Genomic DNA, 13243 nt, shown 5'->3' with positions numbered 1-13243 from the left:
CTCAAGGCGTTGGACGCAGTCCAGCGCCGCCTCGATGTCAGCCCGCAGGTCGGCGACGTCCTCGACGCCCACGGACAGTCTGACCAGGTCGGTGGGCACCGCCAGGGCGGTGCCGCGCACGGAGGCGTGGGTCATCTCGGAGCAGTAGCAGATCAGGGATTCGACTCCGCCGAGGCTGACGGACAGGGCGAACAGTTCCGTGGATTGAGCGAAGGCCCGGGCCGCGGCCTCTCCCCCGGCCAGCCGGACGGAGACGATCCCGCCGTAGCCGTCCATCTGCCGGGCCGCCAGCTCGTGCCCGGGAAGGTCCGGCAGTCCGGGGTAGTAGACCTGCGCGATCTGCGGATGTCCCTGCAGCCACCCGGCCAGCTCGGCGGCGTTCGCGCAGTGCCGGTCCATGCGCAGCCCGAGGGTCTTCAGCCCGCGAGCGGCCAGGTACGTGTCCTGCGGACCTGCCACGGCACCGGCGGCGAACTGCTGGTAGCCGACCGCCTCGGCCAGCGGCTGCCCCCGGAACTCCCGGTCGGCCACCACCACGGCCCCGCCGAGCACGTCAGAGTGTCCGCCGATGTACTTCGTCGTGGAGTGCACCACGGCGTCCGCCCCCAGGTCCAGGGGCCGCTGCAGGTAGGGCGAGGCGAAGGTGTTGTCCACCACCAGCAGGGCCCCGGCCCGGTGGGCGATCTCGGCCCAGGCGGCCAGGTCCGCGATGCCCAGCAGCGGGTTCGACGGGGTCTCCACCCACAGCACCGCGGTAGAGCCGGGGCGGACCGCGTCCGCGACCGCTGCGGGGTCGGTGATGTCCACGGCTGTGTTCTGCACGCCCCAGCCCCCGAGCACGCTGTTGATCAGCCGGTTGGTGCCGCCGTAGCCGTCCCCGCCCAGGACGATGTGGTCCCCGGGCCGCAGTACTGAGCGCAACAGGGCGTCCTCGGCGGCCAGCCCGGAGGCGAACGCGAAGGCCTGCACCCCATGCTCCAGGGCGGCCAGCTGGGTCTCGAAGCCGTTGCGGGTGGGATTGGACCCGCGGCTGTACTCGTGCCCGCCGCGCAGCACGTTGATGCCGTCCTGCACGAAGGTGCTGGTCTGGTAGATCGGGGGCACCACCGCCCCGGTCAGCGGATCCGGGTCCTGGCCGGCGTGCACCGCCGTCGTGTTGAAACCCCGGCCGGTGGCCAGAGTGGTGGACTGCGCGGTGTCTGCCGGTGTGGTGTGGTCCAGGATGCTCATCTCAGTGGGTCCTTCCGGTCAGGGCTGACGCCGGCACGGTGGCCAGTGCCCGGTCGAGGTCGGCGATCAGATCGTCCGGACACTCCAAGCCGATGGACAGCCGGATCGTGGTCTCGGCGATGCCCGCGGCCCGGCGCTGTCCCGGGGTGAGCCGGCAGTGCGTCATGGTCGCCGGGTGGCTGACCAGCGATCGCACGTCCCCGACGTTGGCCACGAGCTGGAACAGCTCCAGGGCGTCGATGAACGGCCCGACGGCCCCGGCGCCCGCCGCGAGGTCGAAGGAGAACACCGATCCCGTCCCCTGCGGGAAGTCCCGCGCGGCCAGGCCCGCGCTGGGATGTCCGGGGATCGCCGGGTGATGAACGCGCACCACGGCGGGGTGCCCGGCCAGGTGCTCGGCCACCTCCCGCGCGCTGGTCCCGTGCCGGGACACGCGGACCGCCAGCGTCTCCAGGCCCTGGATGAACTGGGCGGCGCTGGCCGGGGCCAGGGAGGGGCCGAGGTCGTGCAGGAACTTGCTGCGGGCCAGCGCCAGGTACGCACCGCGACCGTGCCGCTCGACCAGTGACCGGCCGCCGTAGCGGGCCTTGGGCCGGGCCAGTTGCGGCCACCGATCCGGTGCGGCCCCGAAGTCGAAGGTGCCCCCGTCCACGATCGCCCCGCCCAACACGGCACCGTGCCCGCCGAGGAACTTGGTCGCGGAGTGCACCACCACGTCCGCGCCATGTTCCAGCGGCCGGTACAGGGCCGGCGTCGCCAGCGTGCTGTCCACGACCACCGGGACCCCCGCGCCGTGGGCGATGTTCGTCAACGCCGGCAGGTCCGGCAGGGTGGCCAGCGGGTTCGTGATGGACTCCAGGAAGAACGCCCGGGTGTCCGGTCGGATCGCCGCGGCCCAGGCCGCCGGGTCGGCCGGGTCGGCGAAGGTGGTCTCGATGCCGAAGTCGGCGAAGGTGTCCGTCAGCAGGTCCACCGTCCCGCCGTACAGCTGGCTGGAGGCGATCAGGTGCTTGCCGCCGTGGAGCAGGGTCAGGAGGGACAGCGCGACGGCGGCCTGGCCCGTGGCGGTGCCGATGGCCCCGATCCCGCCCTCCAGGGCCGCCAGCCGGTTCTCGAACACGGCGACCGTCGGGTTGCCCGTGCGGCTGTAGGTGAACCCCGGGGTCTCCAGACGGAACATCGAGACGGCCGTGTCGTGGTCGGGGAAGCGGTAGGCCGCCGTCTGGTGGATGGGAACGGCCACCGGCCAATAGGGGGCCTCCGGCTCGTAGCCGGCGTGGACTTGTTCCGTGGACAGGTGATTCATCTGATCCTCCATCGATCCTGGCGGTAGCACCGTGCCGGCCGTGTCCGGTGTTCCGGACACGGCTGGATGGTTGCTGCGGCGTCTTCGAGCCAGATCTCTCGGCCGCTCTGGATGGTGTGGTGCATGCATCCCACCGCACGGACACCATCGGTGTCCAACTGTGGGTGGATGCGCCTGTCACATGGGTGAAAGCCACGACATCTTCCGGCCGGACGGACGCACGTGGCCGTTACGGCCCATGCCGGGTCAGGTTTGTGACAGCTTGTGACGGACGGCCGATCGGGCGTCGTTTCGGCTACCCCACCGGCTCGAGGACCATCGCCTCAGGCGGCAGGGACGCCTGACGGGACACCGCAAGCATCTCTTCGCGCTCCACGACCTTGACGCGCTCGCGCTCCACCGGTCCCGAGGAGGTGGCCTCGGCTCCCAGGGCCAGCTCGTGCTCGTCGAGGGCCAGCCAGCCATCCCACGTGGTGTACTCGATGCCGCGGGACTCCAGCAGGTCGAGGACCGCCTGCTCGTCCGGGTTCCGCGCGGTCCACAGCTGCGGCTGGTCCTCCAGCAGACAGCCGATCGTCTCGAGCGCGTCGCCCTTGGTGTGGCCGATCAGGCCCACCGGGCCGCGCTTGATCCAGCCGGAGGCGTACACCCCGGGCACCGGGGTGCCGTCGGCGCCCAGGACGCGGCCGGCGTCGTTGGGGATGACTCCCCGGCGCTCGTCAAAGGCGAGCCCGGGCACCTCGGAACCGTGGTAGCCGATGGCGCGGTAGACGGCCTGGACCGGGTAGTCGGTGAACTCGCCCGTGCCCTTCACGTTCCCGGTCCCGTCCAACTCCATCCGTTCCATCCGCAGCCCGGCGACCTTGCCCGCCTCGTCCCCCTCACCCTCGAGGATCTCCACGGGTTGGTGCAGGAAGTGCAGGTGCAGCCGGCGGGAGGCCCCGGTGTCCTGCTCCTCCACCAGCCAGTTGGTCAGCGTGCCGACCATGGTCTTGATCTGGTTGTTGGTGGTGGCCGCCTCCTCGGAGGCGGCATCGAACTCGAAGTCCTCCGGGTAGAGCACCAGGTCCACGTCCTTCGAGTGCGCCAGCTCGCGCAACTCCAGAGGGGTGAACTTCACCTGAGCGGGACCGCGGCGGCCGAACACATGCACGTCCGTGACGGGTGAGTCCTTCAGTCCCGCGTAGACGTTCTCGGGGATCTCCGTGGTCAGCAGGTCGTCGGCGTGCTTGGAGAGCATCCGGGCCACATCCAGGGCCACGTTGCCGTTGCCGATCACCGCGACCTCGCGGGCCGTCAGCGGCCACTCGCGCGGCACATCCGGGTGGCCGTCATACCAGGAGACGAAGTCCGCTCCGCCGAAGGAACCCTCCAGGTCAGATCCCGGGATGGACAGGGCGGCATCCTTGATGGCCCCGGTGGAGAACACGATGGCGTCATAGTGCTCGCGCAGATCCTCCAGGGTGAGGTCCGTGCCGAAGTCCACACCGCCCAGGAAGCGGATGTCCCCGCGGTCCATCACCTTGTGCAGGGCCTTGACGATCCCCTTGATCCGCGGGTGATCCGGCGCCACACCATAGCGGATGAGCCCGTACGGAGCCGGGTAGCGGTCGAAGAGGTCGATGCTGACCTCGAAGTCCCGCTCGGCCTTGGTCAACAGGTCCGCCGTGTACACGCCGGCCGGGCCGGCACCGATGATGGCGAGGCGGAGGGGACGGTCGGGGGTTTGGGCCGGGATGGTCTCAGTCATGGATGTGCTCCTTGGGTATCTCGTTCAGGACGTTGGGTGCATAGGGGCTGAGCCGGACGACGTCCCCCACGACGATGACGGCCGGGTTCCGTACACCGGTGACCTCGGCCTGGGCGGCGATGGTCTGCAGGGTGCCGATGGTCACGCGCTGGTCCGGCATCCATCCGCGCTCGACGACGGCCACCGGGGTCTGGGGGCCGAGACCCTGCGAGCACAGTTGGGTGGCGGTCTGAGCGAGTCGACGGACGCCCATGAGCAGGACGAGGGTGTGGTCCCTCCGTACCGACAGCTCGGCCAGGTCTGCGTGGCCGGTCACCACGGTGAACCCGGTGGCCGTGCCCCGGTGCGTGACGGGGATGCCGGCCGCGGCGGGGACCGAGATCGCGCTGGTGACTCCCGGGACCACCTCGACGTCAATCCCGTGGTCCCGGCAGTACCGGGCCTCCTCTCCCCCGCGGCCCAGGACGTAGGGGTCCCCGCCCTTCAGACGGACGACCAGCTGGCCCGAGCGTGCCTCCCGGACGAGGATGGCGTTGATCTCGTCCTGGCCGACCGGGTGATTCCCGGGGGACTTACCGACCTCGATCACCCGGACCTCGGCGTCGAGGTCCTCAAGCAACTCCCGGGGTCCGAGCCGGTCGGCGACGACGACGTCCGCGGTCGCCAGCAGTTGCCTGCCGCGCACGGTGATCAGGCCGCCCTCACCGGGGCCGCCGCCCACCAAGGCCACCCGCCCGCCGGTCTCGAGAGTGCGGCGCCGTCGGCGCAGCGGCAGCCGGCCCGTGTCGAGGGCCAGCCGGATGGCGTCCCGGAGCACCGACGCCCGGCGGGGGTCTCCACCGGCGTTGACGGCGACGGTGACGTCCCCGGCCCGGGTCACGGCCGGCGTCCACGCGGCGGAGGCCTCGGCGTCAGAGGCGTTGACACACCAGATCCGCCGGGCGTCTGCGTCGGCTGCGACGGCTTCGTCCACGGCGTCGATCCCCGTGGCAGTCTGGACGAACCACGCCTCGTCCAGGTCCGTTGCCCGGTACTGGCGAGGCGCCCAGGTGAGCAGGCCGCTGCCGGCCAGCCGGGCGACCTCGTCTCCTGCCCGAGGTGCCACCACGGTGACCACGGCGCCGGCGTCCAGCAGGGCGCGGGCCCGGCGGCCCGCGACCCGCCCGCCGCCCACGAGCAGCACCGGGCGTCCGAGCAGGCGCAGGGAGACCGGGTAGAGGTCCGGTGTGGTCATCGTGTACTCCCTTCCAGCAGCCCACGGCGACGGAGGATCCGCCGCTCCACGGGTCCGAAGACCATCAGTTCGATGAGGATGCCGACCGCCAGGATGGTCAGCACCGCGCTCATCACCATGCCCATGTCCGCGAGTGTGCGTCCCTGGTCCAACAGCGATCCCAACCCGTAGCCCATGGACCCGCCGACGGCGATGATCTCTGCCGCCATCAATGAGCGCCATGAGAAGGCCCAGCCTTGTTTGAGGCCGGACACGTAGGCGGGCAGGGCCGCCGGAAGCACCACCAGCAGGGCGGTCTCGGTCCGCGACGCCCCGAGCACCCGCGCCGCCCGGCGGTACTGCGGGGGGACCTGGTCCATTCCGGCGGCCAGGCCGTTGACGATCGACGGGATGGCCCCCATTAGCACCACGAAGTATGCGGTGGCGTCGGTGAGACCGAACCAGATGATCGCCACCGGAACCCAGGCCACGGACGGGAGCACCTGTAGGCCGGAGATCAGCGGTCCGAAGGCGCGCCGCAGCACGGTGACCTGGCCGAGCAACAGGCCCAGGACGGTTCCCACGGCCACCGAGATGGCGAAGCCGATCAGCCCCCGTTGCAGCGAGGTGCCCACCGCTTCCTGCAGCAGACCGTCCGACCAGAGTTCGCCGAACGATGCCAAGACGTCCAGCGGGCCGGGCACCAGGTCACTGCGCCTGAGCTCGAGGGACACCAGCAGCTGCCAGGCCAAGAGCAGGACGAGCACTGCCGCCAGGGGCAGCAGGACCCGGCTCCAGTCCCGGCGCCGCACCGGGCCGCTGGACTGCAGGGTGTCCAGGCCGGCCCCCAGGTCGCGGAGCTTGTCCGGGGCGGTGGACGGTGCGGCAGGTGAGGTCATGGACGGCACCGGTGAGGATGAAGCCGCAGCCGGCTCAGGTCGCAGGGCAGTGGATTCAGTCGGCATGACGTCGGATCTCCTCCCGTAGTTTCGTGGTGATCTCCCCAGCCAGGGCACCCACGGCCGAGGGATCGTGGCGCACGTCGGCCGGGACCGTCCACTCCCGGACCACGCGCCCTGGACGAGAGGACATCAGCAACACCCGCTGTCCCAGTCGGACCGCCTCACGCACGTTGTGGGTGACGAAGACGATCGTGCGACCGGTCTCGCGCCAGATCCGCTCCAGTTCGGCATGCAACAGGTCCCGGGTGATGGCGTCGAGGGCGGCGAACGGCTCGTCCATGAGCAGCAACGGCCGGTCCTGGCTCAGTGCCCGAGCCAGGGCCACGCGCTGCCGCATGCCTCCGGAGAGTTCGTGGGGGCGCCGGTCCGCGGCGTCGCCGAGGCGGACGAGTTCCAGTAGCCCGTGGGCCCGGGCGCGACGGTCGGCCGCTGCGATGCCCCGCAGCCGGAGGGCCAGCTCGATGTTCGCCCGGGCGCTGAGCCAGGGGAACAGCGAAGGGTCCTGGAACATGAACGCCGCGCCGTCCGCCGGCACCTCCAGGGCACCGGCCGTGGGGCGTTCGAGGCCGGCGATGATGTTCAGCAGGGTCGACTTGCCGCATCCCGAGGCGCCGAGAAGGCAGATGAACTCCCCCTGGCCGATCCGGGCACTGACGCCCTCGATTACCGGCCCATTGTCCCCGAAGCTCTTGCCTAGCTCCTCAAGAACCACCGTCATCTCGTTCCCTCTCCGTCCATGCCCAGTCCGCCGAAGGTGACCTGGTCGCGGTCGCCCGCCGGGGCCAGCACTCGGTTCAGCGGGTCGAGGTCGACGAGGTCGGTCAGATCGGCAGGGCGGCTCAACCCGACGTCCACGCCGTCCTGCTGGAGCGTCGGGTAGGTCCCGGCCAACGGATCGGCAGTGAACTCGATGTGCTCCAGCGACCGGTTCATCACGTCCCGGCGCAGTCCCGACCCGGCCGTGCGCTCGAGCGCCGCATTGAGGCCGGCCACTTGCTCGGATTCCGAGGCGTCTCTTAGCCAGTCGAGCGCGTCGAGATGGCCGCGCAGAAGTGCCTCGACCGTGTCCGGGTGGGCGTCGGCGAAGTCCCGGTTGACCACCAGGATGGTGGTGGGGAACTGCCCGGGGTCCGGGGTCAGTTCCCCGTCCCACAGCTCGGCCTCGTCCACCAGCACCTCGGCGCCGGCCTCCAGCACCAGCCGAGAGGCCCATGGCTCCGGCAGCCAGGCGCCGTCCACCTCCCCGTCGCGGAAGAGCTGCAGCGTCTGCGCATTGGAGGTCGGGTTCACGCTGATGTCAGCATCCTCGGCGGGAGAGACGGAGAGTCCTCGGTCCTGCAGGAAAGAGCGCAACGCAATGTCCTGGGTCCCGCCCAGCTGCGGCGTGGCCAACACGGTCCCCCGCAATTCCTCCAGGGTGTCGATCCCAGGCCGGACGACCAACTGGGCCCCGCCGGAGGCAGCGCCGGCGACGATGACGAGGGACGCACCGTCGCTCTGGGAGTAGGAATTGAGAGCTGGGCCGGGCCCGAGATAGGCCGCGTCGATCGCCCCGGCGTTCAACGCCTCGATGGCCGCGGGGCCCGCGTTGAACACCTCGGTGCGCAGGACGGTTCCACCCTCCTCCGCCAGAGTGTCCGCGATCAGTCCCTCCTGGACCCCGATGAGCGCAGGGGCGTGGGTGATGTTCCCGAAATAGCCCAGGTGCAGTTCGGCGGCGATCGTCGGGGTGGTGGCCGCATCCCCGTCACCCCCGTCCCCCGGGCTCCTCGCGAGGGCGAGCGTCGCTGCGCCGAGGAGCACCAGCGCACCCAGCCAGAGGGTGGCCGTGCGCCATCGACTTCGTGGCCGTTCCGGGCTCGCCGCAGTGATGCGCACCGTCCGGGGCGGTGGCTGGTGCTCACCCATCGACACGGCCGTCCATGACCATTCCGGCGGCCAGGGTGTTCCCGTCCTGCGGGTCGATCACCAGGAAGGCGCCCGTGCGTCGGTGACGGGCATACGGCTCCACCGGCAGCGGGGCAGACAGTTTCAGCCGGACCCGGCCGATGTCGTTGAGTTCAAGCGTGTGCGCCGGTTCTGACTCCAGGCTCTCCAGGTCCAGGCGCCCCTCCACGTCCTGCACGAGGGCCCGGACGGTGGCCGTGCCGTGCTTGACCAGGACGGAGGCCCCGGCCCTCAGGGGTCGCTGCGCCAACCAGCACACCTCGGCCGACAGGTGCGCGGAGGGCGTTGGGGCGGTGGCCACGGCGGCGATCAGGTCTCCCCGCGCGACATCGAATTCCCCGGCCAGGCGCAGGGAGACCGACTGCGGTGCCGACGCCTCCTCGAGGTCCTGGCCGGCTGCGTCGATGCCGACGACGGTGGTGGTCCTGGCCGGCTGTCCCGGAGTGAGGAGGGCCACGGTGTCGCCGCGGCGGACGGTACCGGCGGCGATCTGCCCGGCATATGCCCGATAGTCGCGGAAATCCACCGGGTCCACCCCTGGAGCGAGCGCTCCCTGCGGGCGCACGACCAGCTGCACGGGGAAACGGAACGATGCCCCGGCGTCGTCCTGATCGTCCGCGCTCGGCAGCGACTCGAGCAGCTCCATCAGAGTGGGCCCCGCATACCAGGGGGTGTGCCCCGAGCGCTCGACCACGTTGTCCCCCCGCAGGGCGGACACCGGGACGCTGACGGAGCCCTCCAGACCGAGGTCCCCGGCCACGCGGCGCACCGTGGCGGCGATCTCGGTGAAGACCTCCTCCGAGTAGTCCACCAGGTCGATCTTGTTGACGGCCACGATGACGTGCGGGACCCGAAGCAGGTGCACCACGCTCAGGTGGCGGCGGGTCTGCTCCAGCACGCCGTGGCGCGCGTCCACCAGCACCACGACGGCATCCGCCGTGGAGGCGCCGGTCACGGTGTTGCGCGTGTACTGGACATGGCCAGGGCAGTCCGCCAGCACGAAGGTACGACGGTCGGTCGCGAAGTAGCGGTAGGCGACGTCGATGGTGATTCCCTGCTCGCGTTCCGCCCGCAGCCCGTCCGTCAGCAGAGCCAGGTCCAGGCCACCGTCGTCGCCGCCGAAGCCGCGTTCGGCCGAGGTGCGCGCCACAGCCTCGAGCTGGTCCGCCAGGATGGCCTTGGAGTCGTGTAACAGGCGGCCGACCAGCGTCGACTTGCCATCGTCCACTGATCCCGCCGTGGCGAGACGGAACAGGGTGCCGGAGGCGGACCCGTGGTTCTCCAGGAGTGCTGTGGTCATCAGAAGTACCCGTCCTTCTTGCGATCTTCCATGGCCGCCTCGGACAGACGGTCGTCGGCACGGGTCGCCCCGCGTTCGGTGAGCGTGGAGGCCGCGACCTCAAGCACCACGTCCTCCACCGTGGCGGCATCGGAGAGCACCGCCCCCGTGCAGGACATGTCCCCGACAGTGCGGTACCGGACCGTCCGGACGGAGACCTCCTCGCCCTCCCCGGGCTGGGAGTACGCCCCCACGGCCCGCCACATCCCGTCCCGATGGAACACATCGCGCGGGTGCGCGTAGTAGATGGAGGGCAGTTCGATGTCCTCGCGGGCGATGTACCGCCAGATGTCCAGTTCGGTCCAATTGCTGATGGGGAAGGCCCGCACATGGTGCCCCACCGGGTGACGGCCGTTGTACAGGTTCCACAGTTCTGGGCGCTGGTTGCGGGGGTCCCACTGGCCGAACTCGTCGCGCAGGCTCAGGATGCGCTCCTTGGCACGGGCCTTGTCCTCGTCCCGCCGACCGCCGCCGAAGACGGCGTCGAAGCGGAGCTCGCGGATGATGTCCAGCAACGGAGTGGTCTGGAGGGGATTGCGGGTGCCGTCTGCTCGCTCGCGCAGTTCCCCCCGGTCGATGTAGTCCTGCACGGAGGCTACCTCCAGGCGCAGCCCGAGCCGGTCGACCGTGCGGTCGCGGAACTCCAGGACCTCGGGAAAGTTGTGTCCGGTGTCAACGTGGACCACCGGGAAGGGCACCCGGCCGGGCCAGAAGGCCTTCGCCGCCAGGTGCAGCATCACCACCGAATCCTTGCCTCCGGAGAAGAGCATGGCCGGACGCTCGAACTCGGCGACCACCTCACGGATGATGTGGATGGATTCGGCCTCCAGGGTGTCCTGGATGCCGAGACCGGTGTTGGCGCCGGGTCCGGCGTCGGGAACGCGGGTGAGGGTCATGGAGAGTCCTAGTTCGTCGCAGCGGTCGGTCTGGTCAGGCGGTGCCGGGGCTGTTGGTGCCCCGGTGGTCGGAGGGACAGGACTGGCCAAGGGGGCCGGTCAGACGTGGATGCCGCACTCGGTCTTGTCATTCCCAGACCACCGGCCCGAGCGCGGGTCTTCCCCGGGGGCCACCGGCTTGGTGCAGGGCAGACAGCCGATGGAGGGATAACCGTGGCGCAGCAGCAGGTTCTCCGGCAGACGGTGACGCGCGGAGTATCCGGTGAGGTCCCTCGAGACTCCACGTGGCCAAGGGGTTGACCTTGATGAGCCCATGGGCCTCGTCCCAGGTCACCAGGGGGGTGTTCGTGCGGGTGGGAGCTTCGTCCCGGCGCACTCCGGTGTACCAGAGGCGGTAGCCCTCCAGGGCACGGTTGAGGGGGTCGACCTTCCGCATCTGGCAGCACAGGCCCGGGTCCCGGGCGAAGAGCTCCGGACCGTGGGCGGCATCCTGCTCGGCCACCGTCTGGTCCGGGTGCACGTCCACGATGTTCACGGCCAAACGGCGGCCCACCTCGTCGCGCGTCGCGAGGGTCTCGGCAAAGTGATAGCCGGTGTCCAGGAACAGCACGTCCACCCCCGGCTGCCGCTCGGCAACCACGTGCGGTAGGACGGCGTCGGCCATCGAACACGCCACGGCCGTGTCCTCGACCGACAGGTGACTGGCCACCCAGGCGACGACCTCCTGGGCGGGCGCGTCCCAACCGAGTTCGGAGGCTCCAGACTCGGCCAGGCGCCGTAGCCGGTCCTGTTCCTCGGCGGTCCGGACATTCGGTGCTGATGGGGTGCTCATCGGAGGGACTCCTCGTCTGCTCGGTGGGCCCAGTACGCGAAGGTCTCGCCCTGGTCTCGTTCGTCGTCGTAGCGCCGGATCAGCCGCTCGACGTAGTCCACCAGTCCGTCGGCCGTCACCTTCAGGCCGCGGACGGTACGGCCCAACCCAGCCGTCTCCCGGTCACTGGATGCCAGCCCGCCGCCCAGGTGGACCTGAAATCCCGGGGTCTGACCACCGTTGGCGTCCGGCAACAACTGACCCTTCAGGCCGATGTCCGCTGTCTGGATCCGTGCGCAGGAGTTTGGGCAGCCGTTGATGTGCAGGCTCAGCCGATCCGGCATCCGGTCCGCCACATCCGCCAGTCGGTCTTCGAGTCGGGCGATGGTCCAGGCAGCGGTGTCCTTGGTGTCCACGATGGCGAGCTTGCAGAACTCAAGTCCCGTGCAGGCTATGGTCGAGCGCCGGAAGACCGACGGCGCGCTGTCCAGCCCCAGCTCGGCCAAGCCGGCTGCCACGGCCTCGATCTGGTCCCGGGCCACGTCCAGCACCACGATCTTCTGGTGGGGCGTGGCACGCAGTCTGGTGGAACCATGACGTTCCATCAGCTCGGCCAGCGCGGTCAGCCGTGTGCCGCTCATCCGCCCGACCACCGGCGCGGCTCCGATGTAGTAACCACCGTCCTTCTGCGGATGGACTCCCACGTGGTCACCGGGACGGGTGGGCGGGGCAGGAGGCGGACCGTCCGGCAGCAAGTAGCCCAGGTACTCTTCCTCCAGCACGGTGCGAAACCGCTCGGGCCCCCAGTCATTCAGGAGGTACTTCATCCGAGCCTTATTGCGCAGTCGGCGGTATCCGTAGTCCCGGAAGATCTGCACCACCCCGAGCCAGACCTCGGCGGCCCGCTCCTCGCTGACGTAGGCCCCGAGCCGATCTGCCAGGCGGGCGCTGGTGGACAGGCCCCCGCCCACCCACAGGTCGTATCCGGGTCCCAGTTCGGGATGGACCACACCCACCAGGGAGATGTCGTTGATCTCGTGCACCACGTCCTGGGAGGGATGCCCCGTGATGGCGGTCTTGAACTTGCGCGGGAGGTTGGCCAGCTCCGGATCGCCGATGTAGCGCTGGGCGATCTGGCGGATGACCGGCGTCGGGTCGATGATCTCATCGGCTGCGATTCCAGCCACGGGCGAGCCCAGGATCACCCGGGGGACGTCCCCGCAGGCTTCGGTGGTGGACAGCCCCACCGACTCCAGACGACGCCAGATCTCCGGGACGTCCTCCACCCGGATCCAGTGCAACTGGATGTTCTGCCGGTCGGTGATGTCAGCGGAGTCGCGGCCGAACTCCGTCGAGATACCACCGATGACGCGCAATTGTTCGGCGGTGAGGGCGCCGCCGTCGATCCGCACGCGCAGCATGAAGTAACGGTCCTCGAGCTCGTGTGGCTCCAGGGTGGCCGTCTTCCCCCCGTCGATCCCCGGCTTGCGCTGGGTGTACAACCCCCACCAGCGGAAGCGTCCGTGCAGGTCGTCCGAGGGAATGGAATCGAAACCCTCACGTGCATAGGTCTTCTCGATCCGCTCACGCACATTGAGGCCGTTGTCCTGCTGCTTGAACTCCTCGTTGTGGTTCAGCGGTGCGGTGCCGTCGACCTTCCACTGGCCGTGGGGCTTGGCGGATCGACGCGGGGTGCGGTCGGCCGCGCCGGGTGTCGTGGAGGTCTCGGTCACCTGAGTCATGCCACCGACGGTATGGAGCCCCCGGGAGGGGGGACAAACGCATCATC

9 protein-coding genes, 2 pseudogenes and 1 riboswitch are annotated in these 13243 nt (G+C 70.1%); all 11 genes and pseudogenes read right to left on the bottom strand.

What is annotated here, in order from left to right; genetic code table 11:
- Positions 1-11: 11 nt before the first annotated feature.
- Positions 12-1230: pseudogene (locus IMT31_RS13405) on the bottom strand (cystathionine gamma-synthase); the annotation flags it as partial.
- A gap of 1 nt (position 1231) precedes the next feature.
- A complete protein-coding gene (locus IMT31_RS13400) occupies positions 1232-2536 on the bottom strand; it encodes an O-acetylhomoserine aminocarboxypropyltransferase/cysteine synthase family protein (protein ID WP_413543102.1) in 1305 nt (434 codons plus the stop codon).
- Positions 2537-2541: 5 nt separating this feature from the next.
- A riboswitch (SAM riboswitch) is annotated at positions 2542-2654 on the bottom strand.
- Between the two features lie 177 nt (positions 2655-2831).
- Positions 2832-4286: an FAD-dependent oxidoreductase gene (locus tag IMT31_RS13395; RefSeq protein ID WP_413543101.1), complete on the bottom strand. Its 1455-nt coding sequence runs from the start codon at positions 4284-4286 to the stop codon at positions 2832-2834.
- Complete coding sequence (cobA, locus tag IMT31_RS13390) at positions 4279-5520, bottom strand: uroporphyrinogen-III C-methyltransferase (protein ID WP_413543100.1); 1242 nt, start codon at positions 5518-5520, stop codon at positions 4279-4281. The genes IMT31_RS13395 and cobA overlap by 8 nt, the downstream gene beginning before the upstream one ends.
- Complete coding sequence (locus IMT31_RS13385; protein WP_413543099.1) at positions 5517-6398, bottom strand: ABC transporter permease; 882 nt, start codon at positions 6396-6398, stop codon at positions 5517-5519. Before IMT31_RS13385 ends, cobA begins: the two co-directional genes overlap by 4 nt.
- A gap of 55 nt (positions 6399-6453) precedes the next feature.
- Positions 6454-7179, bottom strand: coding sequence for an ABC transporter ATP-binding protein (locus IMT31_RS13380; protein ID WP_345354939.1), 726 nt, complete (start codon positions 7177-7179; stop codon positions 6454-6456).
- On the bottom strand, positions 7176-8369 hold the full coding sequence (locus tag IMT31_RS13375; RefSeq protein ID WP_413543098.1) for an ABC transporter substrate-binding protein: 1194 nt from the start codon (positions 8367-8369) through the stop codon (positions 7176-7178). The genes IMT31_RS13380 and IMT31_RS13375 overlap by 4 nt, the downstream gene beginning before the upstream one ends.
- Positions 8362-9708: a sulfate adenylyltransferase subunit 1 gene (locus IMT31_RS13370; protein WP_413543097.1), complete on the bottom strand. Its 1347-nt coding sequence runs from the start codon at positions 9706-9708 to the stop codon at positions 8362-8364. Before IMT31_RS13370 ends, IMT31_RS13375 begins: the two co-directional genes overlap by 8 nt.
- Positions 9708-10643, bottom strand: a complete 936-nt coding sequence (gene cysD, locus IMT31_RS13365; RefSeq protein WP_413543096.1) for a sulfate adenylyltransferase subunit CysD — start codon at positions 10641-10643, stop codon at positions 9708-9710. The genes IMT31_RS13370 and cysD overlap by 1 nt, the downstream gene beginning before the upstream one ends.
- Positions 10644-10742: 99 nt before the next feature.
- A pseudogene (locus IMT31_RS13360) lies at positions 10743-11475 on the bottom strand (phosphoadenylyl-sulfate reductase).
- A complete protein-coding gene (locus IMT31_RS13355) occupies positions 11472-13196 on the bottom strand; it encodes a nitrite/sulfite reductase (protein ID WP_413543095.1) in 1725 nt (574 codons plus the stop codon). Before IMT31_RS13355 ends, IMT31_RS13360 begins: the two are co-directional and overlap by 4 nt.
- Between the last annotated feature and the right edge of the window lie 47 nt (positions 13197-13243).

The organism is Citricoccus nitrophenolicus, from assembly GCF_047305825.1.
Taxonomy (GTDB): domain Bacteria; phylum Actinomycetota; class Actinomycetes; order Actinomycetales; family Micrococcaceae; genus Citricoccus; species Citricoccus nitrophenolicus.
This window is presented reverse-complemented; position numbering and strand designations above follow the sequence as displayed.

What these genes read in the sequence shown, in the direction of transcription:
- IMT31_RS13400 (WP_413543102.1), bottom strand. Translation starts at nt 2,536, where the DNA reads ATGAATCACCTGTCCACGGAACAAGTCCACGCCGGCTACGAGCCGGAG.
- IMT31_RS13395 (WP_413543101.1), bottom strand. Translation starts at nt 4,286, where the DNA reads ATGACTGAGACCATCCCGGCCCAAACCCCCGACCGTCCCCTCCGCCTC.
- cobA (WP_413543100.1), bottom strand. Translation starts at nt 5,520, where the DNA reads ATGACCACACCGGACCTCTACCCGGTCTCCCTGCGCCTGCTCGGACGC.
- IMT31_RS13385 (WP_413543099.1), bottom strand. Translation starts at nt 6,398, where the DNA reads ATGACCTCACCTGCCGCACCGTCCACCGCCCCGGACAAGCTCCGCGAC.
- IMT31_RS13380 (WP_345354939.1), bottom strand. Translation starts at nt 7,179, where the DNA reads ATGACGGTGGTTCTTGAGGAGCTAGGCAAGAGCTTCGGGGACAATGGG.
- IMT31_RS13375 (WP_413543098.1), bottom strand. Translation starts at nt 8,369, where the DNA reads ATGGGTGAGCACCAGCCACCGCCCCGGACGGTGCGCATCACTGCGGCG.
- IMT31_RS13370 (WP_413543097.1), bottom strand. Translation starts at nt 9,708, where the DNA reads ATGACCACAGCACTCCTGGAGAACCACGGGTCCGCCTCCGGCACCCTG.
- cysD (WP_413543096.1), bottom strand. Translation starts at nt 10,643, where the DNA reads ATGACCCTCACCCGCGTTCCCGACGCCGGACCCGGCGCCAACACCGGT.
- IMT31_RS13355 (WP_413543095.1), bottom strand. Translation starts at nt 13,196, where the DNA reads ATGACTCAGGTGACCGAGACCTCCACGACACCCGGCGCGGCCGACCGC.